Genomic DNA, 22,382 nt, shown 5'->3' with positions numbered 1-22,382 from the left:
ACGACTACGTGACGTAGGAGTCATGCCAGGGGAAGGAACGGGTGCGGTGAGGGCGGACACGCGGGCGCGGAGGCGGATCCGGTGGCGGGCGGGCGCGGCGCTGACGGTGGTGAGCGTCGTCACGGCCCTGGTCACGACGGTGTCGCCCGCCTGGGCGCACAACGCGCTGCGCGGCAGCACCCCGGCCGAGGGCGCCAGCCTGCCCACCAGCCCGGCGTCGATCACGATGACCTTCCGCGAGGCGCCGAACGCCGCCATGGCGCAGGTGGTGGTGGTCGACGCCGCGGGCGCCGACCTGGTCGCGGGGGCCCCGACCGGCGCCGGGACCGCCCTCACCCAGCCCTTGCGGGCGGCGACCGCGGCCGGTGCGGTCAGCGTCACGTACCGCGTCATCTCCACCGACGGGCACCCGGTCCAAGGACGGATCACCTTCACGGTGACCGCGGTCCCGGCCGCGTCGCCGGCGGCGGCCGGCAGCGGCCCGTCCCCGGCACAGAGCCCGGCGCAGACCCCGGCCGGCGCAGGCGCGGCACCCACGACCGCCGCCGGCACGTCCCCTGCCGCGGCCGCGGCCCAGGAGCCGGTCCAGCCGTGGGGCGTCGCGTTCGTCGCCGGGCTGCTCGGCGGGCTCATCGCGGTCGCCGCCGCGCTCGCCTTCTGGCCGCGGCGCCGCCGGCCCGGTCCACCGGGCGGACCGGCACCCGCCGGATCGCCGGACGCCACCTGACCGCCGCCCTACCGGAGGTATGGACGCACATGTTCACCGTCATGCGGCTGCCGATCGCCGTCGCCGTCGCCGTCACCGCCGCGGTGGTCCTGCTGCCCGGCGCCGCCGCCGCACACGTCAGCGTCACCGCCGCGGACGCGGTCCCGGGCACGACCGCCCGGCTGACGTTCCGCGTGCCCAACGAGAGCGACACCGCCAGCACCGTCAAGCTCGAGCTGGTCATGCCCACGGCGACCCCGATCGCGGCCGTCGCGCTCAAGGCCGTCCCCGGCTGGACCGCCAGCACCGAACGGGCCCCGCTCCCCCAGCCGGTCGACACCCCGGACGGCCGGCTCACCGCGGCCGTCACGAAGGTGACCTGGACCGCGGCGGCCGGCGGCGGTATCAGGCCCGGCTACTTCGAGGACTTCGAACTGTCCGCCGGCCCGCTGCCCGACGCCGACACCATCGTGTTCAAGGCGCTGCAGACCTACTCCGACGGCGAGGTCTCCCGCTGGATCGAGGAGCCGACCGGCGGTCAGGAGCCCGGCGACCCGGCGCCGGTCCTGCGCCTGACCCGCGCCGCGCCCGGCAGCGCTCCCCCGGCCGCGGCACCCGCCACGCCCGGGTCCCCGGGCACCGGCCCGCTGCCGGTCGCCCTGTCGGCGGCGGCGCTCGCCGTCGCGTTCGCGGCGCTGGTACTGACCGTCGCCGGCGCCCGCCGCACCGCGCACCCACGACCGGAGTGACCCGGTCGTGGTGAAGGACGTCACGAGGCGGCGCGCGGCGGTCGCGGTGCCGGTCGTGGCCGGGGTCGTCGCGGCGGCGGGCGCGGTGTACGCCGGCGGGGGCACCGACGCGACGGCGCTGCCGGGGCTGCGGGTGGCCGGGCCGGTGACCGCGTGGGGACTGCCGATCGCCCGGGTGCTCGCCGACGTGGGCGCGGCGGCGACGCTCGGGCTGCTGCTCGCCGCCGTCTGCCTCGCGCCGGTCGACCGCGAGCGGGCCCAGCAGTCCCGGCAGACTCAGCGGGGGCGCCGGATGTCGCTGTCCGCCGCCGGGTTCCACGCCACCCGGCTGGCGTCGCTGGCCGCGGCCGGATGGCTGGTGGCGGTCGCCGCGCTCGCCGTGTTCACCGTGTCGGACCTCCTCGCCGTGCCGGCCGGCGACGTCCTGCGCGGCCGGGCGGCGGTGAGCTTCCTGCTCGACCTCGTGCAGGGCCGGGCGATGCTGGTGAGCGCGGCCGCCGCGGCGGTCATCGCGGTCGCCGCCCGCGCCGCCCTCGAGGTGCGCACGGTGGTGCCCCTGGCCGCGGTGGCCGTGGCGGGGCTCGCGGCGCCCGCGTTCGCCGGGCACGCGGCCTCGTCCGGCAACCATCAGCTCGCCGTGTCGTCGCTGGTCCTGCACAGCGTCGCCGCGGCCGCCTGGCTCGGCGGGCTCACCGCGCTGCTCCTGCTCCGCCACCGCGGGACCGCCGACCGGCACCTGGCGGTGCGCAGGTTCTCCGTCCTCGCCGCCTGGTGCCTGCCGCTCGTGGTCGCCGCCGGATCGCTCAACGCCCTGACCCGCCTGCGGCACCCCGACGAGCTGTGGGGCAGCGCGTACGGGCGGCTCATCACCATCAAGATCGTCGCTGTGGTGCTCGTCGTGTGCCTCGCCGCGTGGCACCGGCGGGTCAGCATCCCGGCCCTGGCCGGCGGCCGGCCCGGGACGTTCCGGCGGATCGCGGTCGTCGAGGTGGCCGTCCTCGCCGCGGCGTTCGGGCTCGCGGTGGCCCTGTCCCGGACGCCGCCGCCCGCGGACGGCGGCGAGGAGACGCTCGCCCAGACGCTGCTGGGCTTCCCGATGCCCGGCCCGGTGTCCGCCGGGCGGCTGCTGACGCAGTGGCTGGTCGAGCCCCTCATGCTGACGGTCGCACTGGTCGCCGCCGGCAGCTACGCGGCCGGGTGGTGGCGGCTGCGGCGGCGCGGCGGCGCCTGGCCGGTCCACCGCCTCGTCGTGTGGACCGCCGGCTGGACCGTCGTGGTCATCGTCACCAGCTCCGGGCTGGCCCGCTACGCGCCGGTGCTGTTCAGCGCGCACATGGTGGTGCACATGGCGTTGAGCATGCTCGCCCCCATCCTGCTGGTCCTCGGCGCGCCCGTGAGCCTGGCGCTGCGCGCCCTGCGCCCCGGCCACGGGAGCAGCTGGCCCGGCCCCCGGGAGTGGCTCACCGCCGCCCTGCACAGCCGCCCCGCCGCGCTGCTCAGCCATCCGCTCGTCGCGCTCGCGGTCTACGTGAGCAGCCTGTACGGGCTGTACTTCACCGGCCTGTTCGAGCTCGCGCTGCGCTCCCACGCCGCGCACCTGGCCATGCAGGCGCACTTCCTCGTCGCCGGCTACCTCTTCTTCCACACCCTGATCGGCGTCGACCCGGGCCGCCGTCCCGCACCGTTCCCGCTGCGGATGGTGCTGCTGTTCGCCGCGATGGCCCTGCACGCCATCTTCGGGCTCGCGGTGCAGCAGTCCACGACCGTGCTCGCCGCCGGCTGGTACACCGCCCTCGCCCGGCCCTGGGGCCCGGCACCGCTGCAGGACCAGCAGCTCGGCGGCGGGATCGCCTGGTCGTTCGGTGAGCTCCCGACCGCCGCCGTCGCGCTCGTGCTCCTCGCCCAGTGGTGGCGCACCGACCAGCGCGAGGCGCGCCGCGTCGACCGGGCCATCGACCGGGCCGAGGCCGCCGGCGAGGACCACGCCCTCGCCGCCTACAACCGCCAGCTGGCCGCCTGGGCCGCCGCGGCACGACCCGGAGCCGCCCGCACGTCCGCTGGACGTACCGGCGACGCCACCGACGAGGGAGCCTCCCGCCGATGACCAAGAAGCCCAGCCCCCGCACCACCGCGTTCAACGCGCCGGCCCGGCGCACCGCACCCGCCCGGCGGCCGGCGGGCAGGTGGTGGCAGAACGGCAACCTGATGCTGACCGTCACCCTCGTCGTCGCCGCCGTGGTCGCCGCCGGCGCGTTCCTCCTCGTCGACGGCACCGGCAGCGAGGCCGAGCCGCCCGCCGGCGCGACCGACCCCCGCCTCGTGCGCGAGGACAGCCACCGCCTCGACGTCGCCGCCGACGGGAAGGTCACCCTCGTGGAGTTCCTGGACTTCGAGTGCGAGTCGTGCGGCGCCGCCTACCCGTCGGTCGAGCGGCTCCGCGAGGAGTACGCCGGGAGGATCACCTACGTGGTGCGGTACTTCCCGCTGCCCGGCCACACCAACGCCCAGAACGCCGCGCTGGCGGCCGAGGCCGCGGCGAGACAGGGCAGGTTCGAGGCCATGTACGCCAAGCTGTTCGACACCCAGAAGGAGTGGGGCGAGGCACGCACCTCGCACGCGGACACGTTCGCCGGCCACGCCGAACAGCTCGGCCTCGACATGACCCGCTACCGTGCCGACGTCGCCGCGCCGGAGACCGCCGCCCGCGTCGGCCGCGACAAGGCCGACGGCACCGACCTCGGCGTGCGGGGCACCCCGACGTTCTTCCTCAACGGCGAGCAGCTGCGCGCGTCCCCGACGTACGCCAACCTGAAGAAGGCCGTCGACGACGCCCTCGCGGCCGCCGGCTGATGCCCGTCCACACCCGCAGGCTCGGCTGGCTGCTCACGGTCGCCGGCGCGCTCGGGCTGGCCGCGGCGTTCGTGCTCACGGTGGAGAAGGTCCGGCTGCTGCAGGATCCGGCGTACCGGCCCACGTGCAGCGTCAACCCGCTCCTGTCCTGCGGCTCGATCATGGCCAGCGACCAGGCCGGGGTCTTCGGGTTCCCGAACCCGCTGCTCGGCCTCGTCGGGTTCACCGTGGTCGTCACCACCGGCGTCGCCGTCCTCGCCGGGGCCGTCCTGCCCCGCTGGTGGTGGCTCGGGCTGCAGGCGGGCGCCGTCGCCGGCGTGCTGTTCGTGCACTGGCTGTTCGCGCAGAGCGTCTACCGCATCGGCGCCCTGTGCCCGTACTGCATGCTCGTCTGGGTCGTCACGATCGCCGTCTTCTGGTACGTGACGCTGCACAACCTCCGCGGACGGCCGTTCGCCGCCGCCGCGCGGTACCACAGCACGGTCCTCACCGCCTGGCTCCTGCTGCTGACCGCGTTGATCGGCGCCGAGTTCCGCGACTACTGGAGGACGTTGCTGTGACGACCACCCGGCCGCTGCTGGTCGCGGTGCTGCTCGGGGTGCTCGCCGTCCTCGCGCTGCCGGCCGCCCCGGCGGCCGCGCACGCGACGCTGGTCGGCTCGACCCCGACCGCGGACGTCGTCGTCGACGCGCTGCCCGGCGAGGTCGTCGTCACGTTCACCGAGCCGGTCCGGCCGGTCGCCGGCAAGGTCAGGGTCATCGCGCCGGACGGCGGCCGCCTCGACGCCGACAGGGCCACGGCCCGCGGCGCCGACCTCGTCATCCCGCTGCGCGGCGCCGGACCCCGCGGCACGTACCTGGTCAGCTACCGGGTCATCTCCGCCGACAACCACCCGATCAGCGGCGGCTTCGCCTTCTCCTACGGCGAGGTCTCCGCCACCCCCACCGACGACGCGGGCGCCGACGTGCGGACCGACCCGCTGGTGAAGAACGCCATGTCGGCCGCGCGCTGGATCGGCTGCCTGGGCCTGATCCTGCTCGTCGGGCCGGCGCTCGTCCTCCTCACGCTGTGGCCGGCCCGGCTGCCCACCACCGGCCCGGTCCGCGCCGCGCTGTCCGGCGCCGGACTCGTCGCGCTCAGCGCCCTGCTGGAGCTGTACCTGCAGGTCCCGTACACCTCCGGCGGCGGCCTCCTCGGCGCGACCACCGCCGGCGCCGGTGACGTGCTCGGCAGCACCTACGGGGCGGCCCACCTGGTCCGTGTCGCCGCCGTCGCCGCGGTCGTGCTGCTCCTGCGGCCGGTCGCCGGCCTGCGCGCGGGAAGGCTCGACCGGGCGCTGCTGATCGGGCTCGGGGTCGTCGGCGCCGCCACCTGGCCGCTGTCAGGGCACCCGAGCGCCTCCCCGGTCCCGGCGCTCACCGTCGTCGCCGACGCGGCGCACCTCGCGGCGATGGCCGTCTGGGCCGGCGGCCTGGTCATGCTGTTCGGGTTCCTCCTCCGCCACGCCGACGACCGCGAGATCGGCGTCATCATGCCGGTCTGGTCCGGCTGGGCGCTGCTCGCCGTCACCGTGCTCGTCCTGGCCGGCGCCGCCCAGGCCCTCGTCGAGGTCGGCACCCTCGGCGCGCTCACCGGCACCCTGTACGGGCAGCTGGTCCTCGTCAAGGCCGGCCTCTTCGCCGTCATCCTCGCGGCCGCCGCGTACGCGCGGAACGTCACCAACCGCCACTACCCGGCGGACACCGGGGACGCGGACGACGACGAGACGGCCGGCGCCGCGGTGCGCCGGCGGCTGCGGATCGGGGTCCTCGTCGAGGTCGGCGTCGTCGTGCTCGTCCTCGGTGTGACGTCCGTGCTGGTGCAGACGACCCCGGCGCGCAGCGTCGAGGCCGCCGCCGGGCAGCCCGGCCGGCCCGTCGAGGTCAAGGTCAGCAGCAGCCTGTTCCAGGTCGTCGTCGACGTCGCACCGGCCAGGACCGGGATCAACACCGTCCACCTGTACGCCCGCAGACCCGACGGCAGCGCGCCGCTCAAGGTCGTGGAGTGGAAGGCGACGGTCGCGCTGCCGTCGAAGGAGGTCGAGCCGATCACGGTGCCGCTGGTGGGGCTCACCCCCGACCACGCCAGCGGACAGGTCGCCTTCCCCGCCGCCGGTACCTGGGACATGCGCGTCACCGTGCGTGTCGACGACATCAACCAGGCGACGGTCACCGCCCGCATCCCGGTCGGCGCGTAGGCCGGCATCTCGACTATCTACTAGGCGTGATAGTAGTCTGGGCGCGAGCCGGGGACCTTTGGTGTGGTCGCTGTTGACCCGGCTCGACGCGGCGCGGGTCCCGTCTCGCTCAGGGGCTCGCGCCGCGTGACAGCGCCCGTCAGATGCCGACGGCGCCGGGCCCGACGGTCGTGCGCAGCCAGAGGACGAAGTCGGACCACGCGCCGGTCAGCAGCGCGAGACCGACCGCCGTCAGCAGCACCCCGCCGGCCACGTTGACGGCCCGGCGGTAGGGCCGGGTCGCGGTGATGAAGGCCAGCCCGCGCCGCAGGCCGACCGCGACGGCGAGGAACGGCAGGCCGAGCCCGGCGCAGTACGCCGCGGCGAGCAGCAGCCCCCGGCCGGCCGTCGCCTCCACCGTGGCCAGCGACAGCACGCACGGCGGCAGCACGCACGGCGACAGGAAGCTCACCAGCCCGGCCAGCAGCGCCACCGCCATGCCCGCCAGCAGGGGGCCGCCCGCGGCGACCCCCCGCGAAGAAGTCTCCCACCGGGCACCCCCTGATCGGCCGCGAGCCACCACGGTACCAACACCTCCTACCAGCTGTAGTAGCCGGGCAGGCGCAGGTACAGCGGTGGCACGATTCGGGGATTCGATCCTACTAGTCAGCCTAGTAGTGTTCTGCCCATCGGCACGGACGACAACGACACCACCAAGTGGAAGGAACACCGCGATGAGTGAGTACGGCGAGTTCGAGACCGGGTACGAGTCCGGCGACGTCGAGCAGCTGCACACGGAGGCCGGCAGCGAGCAGGACTACCAGTCCGACTTCGGCGTCTACAGCCAGGACAGCGCGTCGGCGGAGTCCACCGACTTCGAGACCGGCAAGCACGTCGAGTACGAGGGCGCCGACGGCTCCCGCTACGAGTCCACCGACTACACCAGCTACAGCCACGACGAGGCCGAGACCAACAGCGTCTTCGCCGCCGAGGGCAGCGAGCAGTCGCACGCCTCGGAGTTCTCCAGCATCGAGGCCCTGCGCGCCCAGTTCGAGTCCTCCTTCGCCCAGGGCACCCAGATCTCCACCGGCGATCACGGCCCCGCCATCGCCGGGCACTGACCCGCGGCCACCCCCGCACAGGCGCCACCGGGGCGTGTCGACCGCCGTCAGGCGGAGGACACGCCCCTTTTCGCCGGGCGGGAGCGGACCGGCCGGCGCCGCGCCGGTCACGGCCCGGACGCCGCCGGCGGGTCCGGCCGGCCGCCGGCGAGCAGCAGGACCGGTGTCGGCGCGGTGCTGTTGTGCTGGTCGGTCCAGGCCCGCAGGGCGGACTGGCAGGCGTGGTCGACGTGCCGCAGGCCGCGCAGGTCCAGTTGCACGGCCCGGTGCGACGGCAGGGCCGACAGGGCGGCCAGGATGACGGGCAGCCGCAGGAACGTGGCGTTGCCGACCAGCCTGACGTGGACCGGTCCCCGGCCGGAGTCGGCGACGTGCACGCGGACGTGCGACGTCTCCCAGGCCAGCTTCGCGACCGCGAGCCCCAGCCCGATCAGGACGCCCTGGAACATGTCGGTGAGCACGATGGTCACAGCGGTGCCGGCCAGCACCAGCGCCTCCCCGCGGTGCTCGCGCCACAGCTGCGGCAGGACCTTGACCGGCAGCAGCTTGCACCCGGCGTGGATCAGTACGCCGGCCAGCGCCGGCAGCGGGATGAGCGCGAGCACGGCCGGCAGCGCGGCGACGAACACCAGCAGCCACACCCCGTGCAGCACCCGGGACGCCTTGGTCCGCGCGCCGGCCTGGACGTTCGCCGCGCTGCGCACGATCACCGCCGTCATGGGCAGCGCGCCGAGCGCACCACAGACGCTGTTCCCGACGCCCTGCGCGATGAGCTCCTTGTCGAACGCCGTCCTCGGCCCGTGGTGCATCCGGTCCACGGCGGACGCGCTGAACAGGCTCTCCGCCGAGGCGACGAGCGCGAACGCGACGGCCGTGCCGAGCACCCCGACGTCCGCCAGCTGCCGCAGCTGCCCGACCGACGGCTGCAGCACGCTGAGCAGCCCGCCGACGTCCACGGTCGCCAGCGGCAGGTCCAGCGCCGCGGTCGCCGCGGTCGCGGCCGCCACCCCGACCAGGGTGCCGGGCACCAGGCGCGCCGGGCCGGGCAACTGCGCCCACCGTACGGCGATCAGGACGGTGCCCGAGCCGACCGCGACCGCGGCCAGCGCGGCGCTCGACGTGCCGGTCCGCACGGCCAGCTGGACCAGGCCGGTCAGCTTGGCGATGCCGCCGGCCGGGGCCGTGGCGCCGGCCAGGACGTAGAGCTGCGCGGCGATGAGCAGCAGCCCGATGCCGGCCAGCATGCCCTGCACGACCGCGACGGAGATGGCCTGGAACCAGCGGCCGAACCGCAACGCGCCCAGCCCGACCTGCAGCAGCCCGGCGGCCAGCACGATCGGCCCGAGGGCGGCGACCCCGTACGCGTCGACGGCCTCGGCGACGAGCACGGTCAGGCCGGCCGCGGGCCCGCTGACCTGCAGGCTGCTGCCGGGCAGCGACCCGGCGACCAGTCCCCCGACGACGCCGGTCACCAGTCCCAGCTCGGCCGGCACCCCGGACGCCACGGCGACGCCGGCGCACAACGGCAGCGCGACGAGGAACACGACGACCGAGGCCGGCAGGTCGGTGCGGGCGACCCGCATCGCCCGGCGCACGGGTGTGGTCACAGCGGCTGGAAGGCGTCGGACCCGGGCTGCGCGGCGAGCACCTGGCCGGTGTCGACCGCGTACACCCAGCCGTGCAGCCTGAGGCGGCCGGTGGCCAGTCGTTGCGCGACGCACGGGTGGCTGCGGAGGTGGTCGAGCTGGGTCAGCACGTGCCGCTGCGTCGCCGCGGACAGGTCCGCGCCCGCCGTCGCGAGGCCCGCGGTGTGGCCGAGCCAGCGCCGGACCATCGGCATCGGCACGGTCCTCGCGGCGCCGGCCAGGGCGCGCACGGCGGCGCAGTGGGAGTGGCCGCAGACGACGATGTCGGTCACCTCCAGTCCGGTGACGGCGAACTCGATCGCGCTGGCGGCGGCGCAGGCCGCCTGGGGCCGGTACCGCGGGACGATGTTGCCGACGGCCCGCAGCTCGAAGATGTCGCCCGGGCCGGCGCCGGTGAACAGCGCCGGCACCACCCGGGAGTCGGAGCAGCAGATGAACATGGCCTGCGGCTGCTGCTCGCCGGCCAGCCGGGCGAAGCGGTGCGGCTGCCGTTTGACGGTGTCGGGAAAGGCACGTGCGTGGTCGATGAAGGTCTGCATGATCATCCAGGTTTCCGATAGCGGCGTGAGCGACGTGACGGCGCCTCGCACCCGCCGCACCCGCCGGCGCGCGTCGCCCGGCACAGGCCGGGGCGCGCACGGTCGCGAGCGGCGGAGGTGAGGTGCGCCGCTCAGCACCGCAGGATCTGCAGGAGGGCCCGGGCCCGGCCCACGACGCGCCGGCCGTGGCGGGCCTCCGGCGGCCCGGCGAGCACGGCATCGACGGGCCGGCCCTGGACGGCGTCACCGACCGCGCCGGCCCGGCGCTCCGCCACCGGCTGGCCCCGCACAGGCCGCGCGACCCGGTCGCGGTCGAGCCCCGGGCAGTCGGCGGGACGCTCCACGACCGGCGACCGCTCGGTGCCGGCCGCCGCGTGGCCGCCGGGGGCGGTGCCGGCCGGATGGTGCACCGCGCCGGTGTGCAGCAGCAGCGCGCACAGCATCATCGCCACGACGGACATGACGTTGCGCTGCACCATCCACCCCCTCGTCGGCCCCCGCCGGCGGATCAGTCGGGTGGATCAACACGTCCCGCGCACGCCGGTTACGGGCCGCCGGCTGTGAGGTAGCTGAGTCCCGCGCCGTCACGGAAGGCGCGTCGCACCGGCCGCGGTCGCACCGCCGGCCGGGCGGTCACAACGACAGCGCGTCTGGCACCCAGGGCACGTAGCGGTCGAACATCGCCATGGCGAGCGGCGCGGCGGCGACCCCGGCGACCCCGGCGGCGACGCACGCCCTGGCCGCCGCGGTGAGCGGTCGCGGTGGCGTGAGGAGGCGGTGCAGCCGCTCGAGACTGTCGCCGCCGCTGACGGCCAGCAGCCCGCCGTCGGCACTCACCGAGCCGGCCGGCCGCGCCATGGTGACGAGCGCCCGGGCGAGGTCGATCCGCTCGGCACTGCGGGCGGCGGTGTCGTCGGCGCACAGCTCCACGAGCCGCTCGACCTGCCGCCGCGCCAGCTTGAAGCAGGCGACCCCGGGAAACGCCTGCACCAGGAACCGGACCCAGTGGGTGAGGTGGTAGTGCCGCCCGCTGGCGTGGGCGCGCTCATGGGCGAGCACGGCGTGCAGCTCCGGCGCCCGGAGCCGATCCACGGCGGCGGAGGTGATCACGATGCCGGTCGCCCGGCCCGGCATCAGGTAGGCGGCGGGCTGCTCGTGCCGGACCACCGTCGCACCGGGCACCGGCGATGGGATGCCGGCGAGCCGGACGAGCATCCGCAGATCGGCCCGCCGCGCGCGCTGGGCGGTGACCATCCGGCTGGTGCCGAGCCCCATCCGGTAGCACAGCGCCGCCACGGTCAGGAGCCCGACGAACGCGGCGACCTGGGCCGCCGCGTCGTGCCTGCCGAACAGCGAGTCGAGGCAGAAGTGCCAGGCGCCGCTCACCAGGTCGTGGGTGCGGTCCCAGTACAGCAGCAGATTGAGCCCGGTGAGCAGGCTGGACGCCACGACGGCGCACGACCCGGCGAGCCAGGCGGTCAGGGCCAGCCGCGGCGCCCGCGCCACCCACGCCGCCCCGGCCAGCCGCGGCGCGGCCACGAACGCGAGGAGGAGGGTGAACGCGACGAGCAGCAGCGGGCTCATCGGCCCGAGATCCGGCGCTCGTAGCTGCCGAGCGCTTCGCGGAGCGCGGCGGCCTCGTCCATCGTCATCCGGCCGACGAAGTGCATCAGCGCCTCGCCGCGGTCGCCGCTGTCGACGAGCACCTCGTGCATGGTCTTCGCGACGAGCTGGTCGCGGGTCAGCGCCGGCGTGTACCGGTATGCCCGGCCGTCCGGCTCACGGGTGAGCCAGCCTTTGCGGTACAGCGTGTCGATCACGGTCATGACGGTGGTGTAGGCGAGCTGCCGGCGCCATCGCAGGTCGTCCATCGCCTCGCGGACGGTGGTCGGCGCATTCCGCTTCCACAGCACCTCCATCAGTGCCGTCTCCAGCTCCCCGAACCCCTGCACGACAGACACCCTCCGACGACTGACGGTCAGCGTACCCCCGCCGCGACACGACCACGCCCCACAGCTACTACGTAGGATAGTAGGGTTTCGCACGGGCACCGCCCGCGATCATGATCGGGACTTTTTTCGCGACCTGTCAAAATACTATCGATGGTCGTAGACTCCGCTGCATGTGGACGACACCCGCCGCCCGGGTGGTAGCAGCGGCCATGATCGCGATGGCCTGCGCCGGCTGCACCGCCGGGCAGCCACCAGCGGAACACCGATCACCCGCCGTCGCCGGACCCGTCCTCCCTCCCCCGGCCGCCGGGTTGCCGGTGCATCCGTCCACGAGCCCGACGGCACTGCACGGCTCGTGGGACGTCAGCCAGGTCGACGACCCGTGCCGGACCCTCACCCAGCAGGAGGCCGCGCAGGTCCTGGCGATCCCGGTCAACGCACCGCAGAAGGTGGAGAGCTGGCCACCGGTGTGCGCCTTCGGCCTGACGCCGGGCCTCGGACCACTCGCCCCCGGCGCGACCCCCGCCGTGGCGGAGTACCTGTACCTGCTCGACGACTCGCAGACCAGCGGCCGGGAGGACTTCGAGCGCGGGCGCAGCAACCCGGCCGCCGTCGAGGCCGTCACGGGGATCGGCGACGAGGCCTACTGGACGCCGGACAAGTACGAGCTGCAGGTGATGAGCGGCAAGACACACGTCATCACCAAGTTCAGCGGCCGCAACCCACCGGCGGACGCCAAGGGCAAGGCCGTCGCCGTCACCCGCATCGCACTGCCCAGAGCCAGACCCTAGAAGAGCGCGGCGCCGATCCACGACCCGCGCGCCACCCCCGGCGGGCAGGCGAACACGCCACTGGCCAGGTGCTGGCTGAAACCCTTGAGCGGATCGGCCGCGGCGAGCCGCCGCTGGACGGCGACGAACTGCCGCCGCGGGTCGCGCTGGAAGCAGATGAAGATGAGACCGGCGTCGATCAACCCGTTGGGGTCGGCGCCGGCGTCGTAGGAGTAGGACCGCCGCAGCAGCTTGGCGCCGCCGTTCGCCTCGGGCGACGCCAGCCGGGCGTGCGACGCGGGCAGGTCCAGGCGCTCGTTGCTGTCCCGGCGACGGCCGATGACCGCCTCCTGCGCCGGCACGTCGGTGCGGTCCCAGGTGTCCAGCAGCAGCCGGATCCGCCGTACGACGAGGTACGTGCCGCCGTGCAGCCAGCCGGGTCCGTCGCTGACCCACAGGTGCTCGTCCTGCTCCCGCTGCCCGGTCAGGTCGAGGTTGGCGGTGCCGTCGCGGAACCCGAACAGTCCGACGGGGTCCGCGGCGTCGCCCGCGTCCCGGAAGCCGACCTGCCGCCAGCGCAGGACGGCGCCGGCCCGGCCGGCGCCCACGAGGGCGCGGACCGCGTCGTGCGCGGTGGTCGGATGCCGGGCGCAGACCTGGACGCAGAGATCGCCGCCGCCGGCCGCCCGGTCGAGCGACTCGCCGGGGAAGCCGGGCAGCTCGGCCAGCTCCGCCGGGCGCCGGTCGGCGAGCCCGAACCTGCCCTCCGCGAACAGCCCCGGGCCGAAGCCGAACGTGACGGTGGTCCCGCCGCCGGCCGCGCCGCCCAGCCCGGCGGCGACCTCGGTCCACGTCCGCAGCAGCTCGACCAGCCCGGCACGGTCCCGAGTCACCACGTCGAAGCCGGCGATCTGCAGGAACGGCAGCACCGGCGTGGTGATCCCGGCCTGGTGGACCCCGTAGAACGACGGCGGCGGCGGGTCGTCGCACCCCGCCCCGGCGAGCAGCGATCCCCCCACGATCCCGGTCCCGGCGAGCACCGAGCGCCGCGACATCCCAGGGCCCATCGCCAGAACCTACATCGAGGGTCATGCCCGGACCAGGGCGCGCGGTGAGCGCGCGCACTCCCCCTGAAGCTTCCTAGGACAGAGGGCCGCCTTCCCGGCGGCTGCGCCAGGACAGGGCGGCCAGCCAGGTCGAGATGATCACCGCCCCGGCGGCGAAGCGCAGGCTCGCGCTCTCCTCGCTCCACGGCGGCACGGTGAGGACGAACGCGGCGGCGCTGCTCGCGTAGCTGTAGGCGGCCCACCCGCGGTGGCCCTGACCGGCGAACCGCCGGGCGAACACGACACCGGCCGCGATCAACGACAGGAACGCCATGGCGCCGAAGACCGTGTGCAGGGCCGCGTTCAGGCTCAGCTGTCCGGGCGGCCCCGCCGCGGCGCCGGACGGCCAGCCGAGCGCGGGGTCCGGGGTGAAGATCCCGCCGCCGATCATCGCGACGCCGTAGACGCCGATCAGGACCGGGCCCGCCGTGTCCGCCCTGCCGGGCTCCAGCGCCCGCCGCAGACCCAGGGCGAACGCGCCGGCCAGCAGGCCCGTGACCACGAAGTTCGCGACCTGCAGCCAGCCCAGGCCGCCCAGGGTGAGCGCGCTCAACGCGTGCCGGCGCAGGTCGAACCCGGAGCGGGTGAACGCCTGGGCGAACGAGACGCCGATGAACACGGCACCTGCGATCGCACCACAGTTGACCAGCCATGCGATGCGGGCGGTCGGCGGGACGGTCATGACGGTGTTCCTCTCATGCGGTTCGGGCCGAGATGGTGGCCGTTTCCGCATGACTACGAACGGGACACGGGCGGATGGACATCCCCGTCGCGGTGGCCCGGTGCCAGGTGTCGCCGAACCGGCCGCGACCGTATACCTGCTAGCGGGTATACGGGGGTGCGAAAACCCGCAGTCGGGGTGTCCCGCTGGCGCCGAGGCCGTCCCCCAGCCGTACGAGAGACCGTGGTTACAGGAACGCGACACACCCCCTCGAAAACCCCCGCTTGAACAGGTGATTCCGATGACGACCTGCCTCGTTGAGCCGGTGCTGAGCATGGCACTGTTCGTCTCCGACGTCTCCGCGTCCACCGACCTGGACGACGCCACCGTCCGCGAGACCGTGCACCGCACGCTCGACCAGCTCGGACCGGACGAGTGCTACGCCCGGGCCGCGACGGTGTTCGGCGACCACCCCGAGATCGCCGCCGGCCGGATCCAGTGGGCGCGTGAGCTGTGCGCCCGGGCCATGACCCCCGCGCTCGCCGGCGCCGCCGCCTGACGACCCCGCCCGGCCCCGCCGGATGCGCCGCGATGCAGGCCGGCGCGGCCCGGCCGGGGGCCGCGGGTGCGGGCTGGAAATTTAGCCGATCGTTGATACCCTGCGCCACGTGAGCAACGAGGGGCATGCAGCACCAGGTGCCGGTAACCCAGCGGAAGGTGCGTGGCCGTCGTCCCCGGTGTGGCCGCCGTCACCCCCGCCGCCGCCCCAGCCGCAGCAGCAGGCGCAGCCGCCCCAGCAGGAGCAGCAGCAGCCCGACTGGAACCAGCAGACCGCGCCGCTGACGCCGAACTGGCAGCAGGCCCCAGCACAGCAGCAACCGGCCCAGCAGTACCCGCCGCAGCAGCCCCAGCAGTATCCGGCGCAGCCCCAGCAGCAGCCCTACCCGCAGCAGCACCCGGCTCCGCAGCAGCAGTACACCGCGCCGCCGAGCCTGCCCGCTGCCGGCTACGGGCAGGTCTCCAGCCCGCCGTACGGGCAGGCGTCCGCCCCGCCGTACGGGCAGACCTCCGCCCCGCCCTACGGGCACGCGCAGACCTCCGGCGTCCCGTACGGGACGGGCGGCCCGGTGGCCCAGCCCCTGCCCACCCCGATACCGCCGCAGCCGGCGCCCGCCGCCGGGCCGTGGAGCGCCGCGCAGACCGCCGCGCCGACCTCGCCGCAGCCGGCGCCCACCTCCTGGCCTCCGGCCGGATCGCCGACGTCCGCCCCGCCGCAGCAGAGCTGGAGCACGCCGGTCGCCGAGCCGCCGATCCCGCCCCTCGGCGACGTGAACGCCCGCCCGCCCGGCCGCCGGACGCTCGTCTGGACGGTGGTGACGGCAGTGGTCGTCGCGCTGCTCGCCGGCGGCGGTGGCTACCTCCTCGGCGGCGGCGGCAAGGCGCGGGCCGGCAACGACCCGACGCCCGGGCCGGCGGCGTCGTCGGGCCCGGCGCTCGACGCGTTCACCCGCGGTCAGGCCACGCTCAACAAGGCGAAGTTCGACGGCGACCTGCTGCCGCTCGCCACGCCGTGGCTCATGGACATGGGTGGCTGCGCGACCAACACCGACACCGGTGGCCCGAAGCTGCCGTCCGACGAGACCAAGCACGTCTTCTGCCGGTACGGCGGGGTGTCGGTGCACTTCGCGCAGTACGCGTCGCCGACCGAGCGGGACGCCGCCCGTGCCTTCCGGGTCCAGCTGAGCGTCACCTCGCAGGGGATCGCGCCCGGTCAGGGTGCGCCCGGGCCGAAGACCGGCGCGAGCGGCGCGACCGGCCAGTACGTCGAGTACGCGCTCAAGGGCAGCGACGGCCGGGCGTTGTGCGGCATCTGGTGGAACCGTGACGACGGCAATGCCGCGGTCCTCATGGAGGCACTCTGCGAGGAGGTCCTCGGCGGCGACTGGCAGCCGTTCCGGGACCTGTGGCAGCAGCACAGTTGAGCGGCAGCGGCGCCGGCACGGCGCGCTGAGGCGACGGGGGAATCGTGCACGACAGCGAGAGGCAGCCGGGCGCGGGGCTGCTGGCGGGCTCGTCCGTGGCGCTGGTCCACGAGTGGTTCAGCGCCACCGGCGGCTCGGAGCAGGTCTTCATGGCCATCGCCGGCCTCCTGCCGCACGCGGCGCGCTACGTGCTGTGGGCGGAGCGTGACGCCGGCGCCGAGGGGCTGGGCCTGCGCGAGTCGTGGCTGGCCCGCACGCCGCTGCGGCGCCGGAAGGCGCTCGCGCTGCCGATGATGCCGCTGGTCTGGCGGACCCTGGACCGCCGCGCCACGTTCGACGTCGTGATCTCCTCGACCCACGCGTTCGCGCACACCGTCCGGCTGGGCTCGCACGAGGCGACGCGGTACCTCAGCTACGTGCACTCACCGGCGCGGTACGTCTGGAGCCCCTCCTTCGACGGCCGCGGCGCGAACCCGCTGCTGCGCGCACCGCGCAAACTGCTGCAGGTCGCCGACTCGCGGCTCAACCGGCACGTGCACGCCTACGCGGCGAACTCCGTCGAGGTGCAGACGCGGATCCGGAGGTTCTGGCGGCGCGACGCCGTCGTGATCAACCCGCCGGTGGCCGTGGACTACTTCGCCGCGGCGCCCGGCCCGCAGCGGGAACAGCCGCGCGACTACCTGCTCGGGGTCGGGCGCTGGATCCCGTACAAGAACTTCGACCTCATGATCGCCATCGCGGACGAGGCCGGGCTGCCGCTGGTGATCGCCGGCTCCGGCCCGCAGGAGCCGCGCCTCCGCAAGCTCGCCGCCGCGGCCCGCGTCCCGGTCACGTTCGAGGTCCGGCCCTCGAAGGAGCGGCTGCGGGAGTTGTACTGGGGAGCCCGCGCACTGCTGTTCCCGGCGCACGAGGACTTCGGGATCATCCCCGTCGAGGCCCAGGCGTGCGGCACCCCCGTCATCGGGCTGGGTCGCGGCGGGCTGCTCGAGACGGTCGTCGACGGTGAGACCGGCTACCTGGTGGACTCCCTGGAGCCCGCGCCGCACGCGGCGGCCGTCCGCCGCCTGCCGCACCTGCCCGCACCGCGCCGCATGCAGGAGCAGGCGGCGCGGTTCTCCCCGGAGCGGTTCGCCGCCCGGACGAGCGCATGGGTCACCGATGCGACCAGCGGCTGAGGCATCCACGTCGACGGTCGTCGACTGCAGCGGCGTCGGTCCGGGCGGCATCACCCGGGTGCTCACCGAGATCGTCCGTTTCTGGCCCGGCGGGCACGGCCTGGAACTGGTCGCGGTGCCGGCCGGCTGGGACGTGCCGGACGGTGCCGAGGCCGGCGCGCGGATCGTGAGCCGCCAGGCCGGCGGGCGGGGCAGCTCGATCGCGGCGGCCACCAGGGCCCTGCACCGGGCGACCGCGGGGCGCGACCCCGCCACAACGCGCGTGCTGTCGCTCAGCCCGTCGATCGCCGTCACCGGCAGCCGCCTGCCGGTCGTCACCGTCATGCACGACCTGGCGTTCAAGCTCTGGCCGCACGACCTGTCGGCGGCGGTGCGCCGGTACCGCCAGGCCAGCTACGGCATGGCGGTGCGCCGCTCCGAGCGGCTGCTGTGCGTCAGCGCCCGCACGCAGCACGACCTGCTCGGCTCCTACGGTGTGCCGGTCGGGCGGACCCGCGTCTGGCATCCGGGCAGCGACGTCGCCGGGTCCCCGGGCGAGCTGCCCGCGGCCCTGCGCGGACGGCCGTACCTCGTGGTGCCCGGCCACGCCGCGCACAAGGGCGTCGAGCTCGCCGTCGAGGCACTGGCCGAGCACCCGCGGTACACCCTGGCCGTGCTCACCGGCGGGCAGCGCGTCGAGGCGTTCGAGCGGGCCGTGGCGGCGTCGCCGGCCGCCGGCCGGGTCGTGTTCCTGCAGCGGCTCAGCGACGCCGACTACCTCGCCACCCTCGCCGGCGCGGCGGCGTTCCTCATGCCGAGCCACTTCGAGGGGTACGGGCTGCCGGCCGCCGAGGCCATGCGGCTCGGCGTCCCGACCGTGATCTCGCCCGATCCGGCGCTGCACGAGGCGACGGGCGGCGGCGCGATCCGGATGGCCACCTGGACCGGCGCGGCGCTGGCGGCGGCGCTGCACACGCTCGGCACGTGGAGCGCGCCGCCCGCGGCGGCCCATCGCGGTTGGCGGCAGGCGGCCGGGGAACTGGCCGGGCATCTCGGCGTGCCGTTCGCGGCGGCCCGCCGGCAGCCGGTTCCCGAGGCGGTGCCCGAGCCCGGTGAAGGATAGGGTGCCGCGTGCGCATCGCCATGGTCCACTCGTCGTTCGCCCTGCTCGGCGGCGCCGAGCAATACGTCCGGGATCTTTCCCGCGACCTCGCGGCGCGCGGCCACGAGGTGCGGGTCTTCGCGCGCGCGTCCGCGAACGCCCAGCCCGGCGACGGCGTCCTGAGCACCCGGCTGTCCGCGCGCGTGCCCGTGGCACGCAAGCTGCTCACGCATCTGGGCGACGTCTTCGACCCGACCGGGGCCGGCCCGCGCGACCTGCGCGACTTCGCCCCCGACGTCGTGCACGTGCACAACTGGCAGGGCGTCGGAGCGTTGCCGGTCGCGGCCCTCGCGCGGGCCCACGCGGTCGTGCACACCGTGCACGACTACGCGATCGCCGACCCGAACAACTCGCTCGCCAACCGCGGCCGGTCCGGCCCGCTGGACCGGCTGCTCGATCTGCGCTCCGCCTGGCTGGTCCGCCGGCTGCGCCGGGTCACCACGCTGTGGCCGGCGGCCCGCACCCGCGACCTGCTCGCCTCGCACGTGCCCGGCGCCCGGCGGCTGCCCGGCCGGGTGGTGCCCCTCGCGGTGCCGGACAGCATGGGCGGCGACTGGCCGCCGGGACGCCGGGACGTGCTGCTGTTCATGGGGGCGCTGAGCCCGCACAAGGGCATCGACGTGCTGCTGGAGGCGTGGCGGTCGGCCGGCCGCGAGGTCGGCGCGACGCTGCTCGTGGCGGGCGACGGCCCGGCCCGCGCCGCCGTGGAGGCGGCCGCCGCGGCCGACCCGACGCTGCGCTACCTGGGGTACCTCGACACCGCCGGGAAGGCCGCCGCGCTGGCCGAGGCCGGCTGGCTGGTGTTCCCCAGCCAGTGGGTGGAGAACTTCCCGATCTCCTGCGTCGAGGCGCTGCGCGCCGGCCGGCCCATCATCAGCAGCGCCGTCGCCCGGCCACCGATGGCGTCGGCGGGCTCGGTCGTCGAGTTCACCGACGCGGCGTCGCTGGCCGCGGCCGTGCGGCAGGCGGTCCTCGGCACCGGCGCGCACCACGCGGCGATGGCCGCCTCCGCCGCCGAAGACGGGATCCGGCTGGACTGGCCGGCCCATGTGGACGCGGTGCTCGAGGCCTACCACGCGGTCGCCGGCGCGCGGCCCGGGGCACTCAGGGGGCACGGGTGAGCATCCGCCTGCGCATGCGCGAGACCTCGTGGCAGGTCGGCGTCGCGGTGCTCGCGACGGTGCTCGCCGTCGCCGGATGCGCCCTGGCGGGGCTGTCGCCGTGGCTGCCGCCGGTCCTCGCCCTGCTGTGCTACGTGCTGGCCAAGCCGTTCGCCGGCCTGGTGTACGTCGCGATCGTGCTCACCACCGCCCTGGGGCTGTGGGCGACCGGGGTCGAGCACGTCTTCGGCGCGGCGTTCGGCGGGCGGGCGTACCTGCTCGACCAGTCCGTCGTGCTCGTGGTGGTGGTCCACTGCGCCGTGGCCGCGGTCAAGGCACTGCGCGGCGGACGGCGCCCGCACCGTGGCCGGCTGGTGGCCGGCGGCGTCGCGTGCGCGGTGCTGCTCCTGGGCCTCGCGGTCGGCGCGGCACGGCATGGCGTCGCGCAGAGCCTGCTCGGGGTGCGGTACGTGGTGTTCCCGGTGCTGCTGCTGGGTCTGCTCGCCGCCCAGCCGGTGCGGGACCGGCTGCGCTTCGTCGGGGTCCTCGCGTGGCTGCTCGTCGCGAACGGTGTCGCGGCGCTCCTCGAGGTGCTGCTCGGACCGGCACGGCTCGACGCGTGGGGGCTCAACCACGGCCGGGCCATCCGGTACATCGACGGCAACTTCCGGGCGCCCGGCCTCACCGAGTTCAACGCCGACCTCGGCATGCTCGCCGGCGCGTACCTGCTCGGCTACGTCGCGCTGTGGCTCAGCCCGGCCGGCCGCCCACGGCAGCGCTCCTGGCACGCCGGCGCGGTCGCCGCCGGGCTGTGCCTCGCGCTGAGCACCAGCCGGTCCGGTGCGGTGCTGCTGGCCGGCGGGGTGGTCGCCGCGGTGGTCCTCAACCGCGGTGGCGGCGCGGCCCGCCGGCGCCGGGCGCGGTTCCTGGGATTCGGCGTGCTCGCGCTGGTCGCGGCCGGCTTCGTGATCGTCGGGGCGACCGGCGCCAGCAGCCTGTTCCAGCGCTTCGACGTGTGGGCCGGCCTGCTGCGCCACGACCTGCCGTGGTGGGGGCGCGGGGTGGGTGCGGTCGGTGCCGCGTCCGGCTCACGGTTCGCCCACGCCGAGCCGGTCTTCGTCGACAACTACTACGTGAGCCTGGCCCTGCAGTTCGGGCCGGTCGTCGCGCTCGCGGCGGTGGTGCTTCTCGGTGTGCTGCTGGTGCGCCTGGCCCGGGACACCGCCACCCGGCCCGCCGCCGTGGTGCAGGTCGCGGTGCTCGCCGGGCTCGCCGCGGCGTTCCTGGTGCTGGAGGCATGGGAGTACGACGGCGCCATGCTGTGCCTGGCCGCGTTCGTCGTGGCCGGCGCCGTGCCGCCCGCCCCGGTCGCCGCGCCCGTGGACGTCGCGGCTGAGGAGGCCTGAGCGATGCGCTTCGCCCGGCGGACGGTGGCCGCGCTGCAGCGTTCGCAACTGTCGGTGCAGGCCATCACCCGGCTCAGCAGCGTCATGGTCTTCCTGCTCGCGTCGTGGACCGACCAGTCGCACCTCGCGCTGGTCGCGCTGCAGGGCACGCTGCTCGCCATCCCGTACACCCTGATCGAGGCCCTGGTCGGCCGGCCGCTCTCGGCCGGGCTGGTGCCGGCCGGCTGGGACCTCGAACGCTGGGCGCGCCGGGCCGCGGCGGTGACGATCGTGCCGGTCGGTGCCGTCGCGTACCTGTCGGCGTCGATCGCGCTGCCCGGCGTCACGCCGTTGAGCCGGCTCGTGATGATCACGCCGGTGCTGCTGCAGCTGCCCCTGGAGGCGGCGTTCTGGTCGACCGCCCGCACCCGGACCCGGCAGCTGGCGAACCTGGTGCCGCAGCTCACCGCCGCCGGCACGCTCGTCACCGGTGCGGTCCTGGCGCTGACGGACCAGCGCCTGGACGTCGCGGCGGTCCCCGCGCAGCTGCTGGTGCTCGGCTGGGTGTGGCTGCGCCGCGGCGCCGCGCCCGACCGGCCGGTCCGGCCGCCGTACCTGGCCAGCGTGCGGGTCGGGGCCGCGTACTGCCTCGCCGCCGGGGTCGATCTGTCGTACTCGGTCGCGCTGCCCTCCGTCGCGGGCCGCATCGTGGGCGTCGACGCGATCGTGGTGCTGCGGGCCATGGAGCTCGCGTTCGGGCCGTTCCACGTGGCCCTGTCGGCGAGCACCCGGGAGGACATCGTCGGCGGGCGGGCCAGCAGGTTCCTCACCGGTACGCGCGTGTTCACCGGTGTGCTGCTGGTGGCCGTCAGCGCGGCGGTCCTGGGCAGCTCGCGGGTGCGGGGCGTCCTCGCCGACGAGCTGACCCGGGTGGCGGTCGGCGTGATCGCGCTGTTCTGCGTGTACAAGGCGATGCTGGCGGTGTCGACGTGGCTGTCGGTCCGGCACATGATCCGGGCGGCCCCGCGCCGGTTCCTGGCCTCGGCGATCGGCTCACGGGTGGTCGCGTTCGCGGGGCTCGCCGTGTCGATCGCCGCGGTGCACCGGGTGTCCGGGCTGTTCCTGCAGCTGGCCGTCACCGAGGCGGCCGTGGTCGTCTGGTACGTGCTGCGGGCCCGCGGCACGGCGGCACAACCCGAACCCCAACCAGGGGGGGGGTTTGGAGCAGCGGCACCCGAACGAGCTCCTCCGCCGTGGTTGTCTTCCCCCCCCCTCCCAAAGGGG

The 22,382-nt window shown here is 75.4% G+C and carries 23 protein-coding genes; 15 read left to right on the top strand and 8 right to left on the bottom strand.

The features are described from left to right. The first annotated feature begins 46 nt into the window (after positions 1-46). From ACZ6TV_RS31960 to ACZ6TV_RS31935, 6 genes are all read left to right on the top strand, one after another. On the top strand, positions 47-727 hold the full coding sequence (locus ACZ6TV_RS31960) for a copper resistance CopC family protein (RefSeq protein WP_465301012.1): 681 nt from the start codon (positions 47-49) through the stop codon (positions 725-727). Between the two features lie 29 nt (positions 728-756). Next, positions 757-1,455 (top strand): YcnI family protein, encoded by a 699-nt coding sequence (locus tag ACZ6TV_RS31955; RefSeq protein WP_465301011.1) that lies wholly within the window; start codon positions 757-759, stop codon positions 1,453-1,455. A gap of 7 nt (positions 1,456-1,462) precedes the next feature. Further along, positions 1,463-3,559, top strand: a complete 2,097-nt coding sequence (locus ACZ6TV_RS31950) for a bifunctional copper resistance protein CopD/cytochrome c oxidase assembly protein (protein WP_465301010.1) — start codon at positions 1,463-1,465, stop codon at positions 3,557-3,559. A gap of 101 nt (positions 3,560-3,660) precedes the next feature. Continuing rightward, the gene (locus ACZ6TV_RS31945; protein WP_465301103.1) at positions 3,661-4,305 is read left to right on the top strand and encodes a DsbA family protein; all 645 of its coding nucleotides are present in this window, start codon (positions 3,661-3,663) and stop codon (positions 4,303-4,305) included. Continuing rightward, positions 4,305-4,865 carry a vitamin K epoxide reductase family protein gene (locus ACZ6TV_RS31940; protein WP_465301009.1) on the top strand — a complete coding sequence of 187 codons (561 nt, stop codon included), beginning with the start codon at positions 4,305-4,307 and terminating at the stop codon, positions 4,863-4,865. Before ACZ6TV_RS31945 ends, ACZ6TV_RS31940 begins: the two co-directional genes overlap by 1 nt. After that, positions 4,862-6,541, top strand: a complete 1,680-nt coding sequence (locus ACZ6TV_RS31935) for a copper resistance CopC/CopD family protein (RefSeq protein WP_465301008.1) — start codon at positions 4,862-4,864, stop codon at positions 6,539-6,541. Before ACZ6TV_RS31940 ends, ACZ6TV_RS31935 begins: the two co-directional genes overlap by 4 nt. Before the next feature lie 139 nt (positions 6,542-6,680). Here ACZ6TV_RS31935 and ACZ6TV_RS31930 read toward each other — a convergent pair whose 3' ends face one another. After that, the gene (locus tag ACZ6TV_RS31930) at positions 6,681-7,019 is read right to left on the bottom strand and encodes a hypothetical protein (RefSeq protein WP_465301007.1); all 339 of its coding nucleotides are present in this window, start codon (positions 7,017-7,019) and stop codon (positions 6,681-6,683) included. Positions 7,020-7,254: 235 nt separating this feature from the next. On the opposite strand from ACZ6TV_RS31930, the gene ACZ6TV_RS31925 reads away from it, so the two are divergent. Further along, entirely contained in the window at positions 7,255-7,641 is a 387-nt protein-coding gene (locus ACZ6TV_RS31925; protein ID WP_465301006.1) for a hypothetical protein, read from the top strand. 107 nt (positions 7,642-7,748) lie between these two features. Here ACZ6TV_RS31925 and ACZ6TV_RS31920 read toward each other — a convergent pair whose 3' ends face one another. The 5 genes from ACZ6TV_RS31920 to ACZ6TV_RS31900 all read right to left on the bottom strand — a co-directional run bounded on the left by ACZ6TV_RS31920 (position 7,749) and on the right by ACZ6TV_RS31900 (position 11,778). Then, positions 7,749-9,248, bottom strand: coding sequence for a SulP family inorganic anion transporter (locus tag ACZ6TV_RS31920; RefSeq protein ID WP_465301005.1), 1,500 nt, complete (start codon positions 9,246-9,248; stop codon positions 7,749-7,751). Next, positions 9,245-9,832, bottom strand: a complete 588-nt coding sequence (locus ACZ6TV_RS31915) for a carbonic anhydrase (protein WP_465301004.1) — start codon at positions 9,830-9,832, stop codon at positions 9,245-9,247. Before ACZ6TV_RS31915 ends, ACZ6TV_RS31920 begins: the two co-directional genes overlap by 4 nt. A 125-nt stretch (positions 9,833-9,957) precedes the next feature. Next, positions 9,958-10,305, bottom strand: a complete 348-nt coding sequence (locus ACZ6TV_RS31910; RefSeq protein ID WP_465301003.1) for a hypothetical protein — start codon at positions 10,303-10,305, stop codon at positions 9,958-9,960. A 154-nt stretch (positions 10,306-10,459) separates the two neighbouring features. Next, positions 10,460-11,410: a M56 family metallopeptidase gene (locus tag ACZ6TV_RS31905; RefSeq protein ID WP_465301002.1), complete on the bottom strand. Its 951-nt coding sequence runs from the start codon at positions 11,408-11,410 to the stop codon at positions 10,460-10,462. Further along, positions 11,407-11,778 carry a BlaI/MecI/CopY family transcriptional regulator gene (locus ACZ6TV_RS31900; RefSeq protein WP_465301001.1) on the bottom strand — a complete coding sequence of 124 codons (372 nt, stop codon included), beginning with the start codon at positions 11,776-11,778 and terminating at the stop codon, positions 11,407-11,409. The genes ACZ6TV_RS31905 and ACZ6TV_RS31900 overlap by 4 nt, the downstream gene beginning before the upstream one ends. A gap of 170 nt (positions 11,779-11,948) precedes the next feature. Here ACZ6TV_RS31900 and ACZ6TV_RS31895 point away from each other — a divergent pair, with 170 nt between their 5' ends. Next, on the top strand, positions 11,949-12,569 hold the full coding sequence (locus ACZ6TV_RS31895; RefSeq protein WP_465301000.1) for a hypothetical protein: 621 nt from the start codon (positions 11,949-11,951) through the stop codon (positions 12,567-12,569). Here ACZ6TV_RS31895 and ACZ6TV_RS31890 read toward each other — a convergent pair. Both ACZ6TV_RS31890 and ACZ6TV_RS31885 read right to left on the bottom strand, forming a co-directional pair. Next, complete coding sequence (locus ACZ6TV_RS31890; protein WP_465300999.1) at positions 12,566-13,615, bottom strand: Dyp-type peroxidase; 1,050 nt, start codon at positions 13,613-13,615, stop codon at positions 12,566-12,568. The genes ACZ6TV_RS31895 and ACZ6TV_RS31890 overlap by 4 nt on opposite strands. Positions 13,616-13,688: 73 nt before the next feature. Next, on the bottom strand, positions 13,689-14,336 hold the full coding sequence (locus tag ACZ6TV_RS31885; protein WP_465300998.1) for a DUF998 domain-containing protein: 648 nt from the start codon (positions 14,334-14,336) through the stop codon (positions 13,689-13,691). Between the two features lie 280 nt (positions 14,337-14,616). Between ACZ6TV_RS31885 and ACZ6TV_RS31880 the strand changes: the two genes are divergently transcribed. The 7 genes from ACZ6TV_RS31880 to ACZ6TV_RS31850 all read left to right on the top strand — a co-directional run. Beyond that, a complete protein-coding gene (locus ACZ6TV_RS31880; RefSeq protein WP_465300997.1) occupies positions 14,617-14,874 on the top strand; it encodes a hypothetical protein in 258 nt (85 codons plus the stop codon). Positions 14,875-14,983: 109 nt separating this feature from the next. Continuing rightward, complete coding sequence (locus ACZ6TV_RS31875; RefSeq protein WP_465300996.1) at positions 14,984-16,297, top strand: hypothetical protein; 1,314 nt, start codon at positions 14,984-14,986, stop codon at positions 16,295-16,297. Between the two features lie 44 nt (positions 16,298-16,341). Further along, on the top strand, positions 16,342-17,472 hold the full coding sequence (locus ACZ6TV_RS31870; protein WP_465300995.1) for a glycosyltransferase: 1,131 nt from the start codon (positions 16,342-16,344) through the stop codon (positions 17,470-17,472). Next, complete coding sequence (locus tag ACZ6TV_RS31865) at positions 17,456-18,574, top strand: glycosyltransferase (protein ID WP_465300994.1); 1,119 nt, start codon at positions 17,456-17,458, stop codon at positions 18,572-18,574. The genes ACZ6TV_RS31870 and ACZ6TV_RS31865 overlap by 17 nt, the downstream gene beginning before the upstream one ends. Before the next feature lie 8 nt (positions 18,575-18,582). Beyond that, on the top strand, positions 18,583-19,734 hold the full coding sequence (locus ACZ6TV_RS31860; RefSeq protein ID WP_465300993.1) for a glycosyltransferase: 1,152 nt from the start codon (positions 18,583-18,585) through the stop codon (positions 19,732-19,734). Then, positions 19,731-21,119, top strand: a complete 1,389-nt coding sequence (locus ACZ6TV_RS31855; RefSeq protein WP_465300992.1) for a hypothetical protein — start codon at positions 19,731-19,733, stop codon at positions 21,117-21,119. Before ACZ6TV_RS31860 ends, ACZ6TV_RS31855 begins: the two co-directional genes overlap by 4 nt. A 3-nt stretch (positions 21,120-21,122) precedes the next feature. Beyond that, on the top strand, positions 21,123-22,382 hold a 1,260-nt coding region (locus tag ACZ6TV_RS31850; RefSeq protein WP_465300991.1), incomplete at its 3' end, for a hypothetical protein.

Source organism: Dactylosporangium sp. NPDC051087 (genome assembly GCF_055586325.1).
Note: the sequence above shows the minus strand (reverse complement) of the source record. Positions and strands in the feature narration are given on the sequence as shown.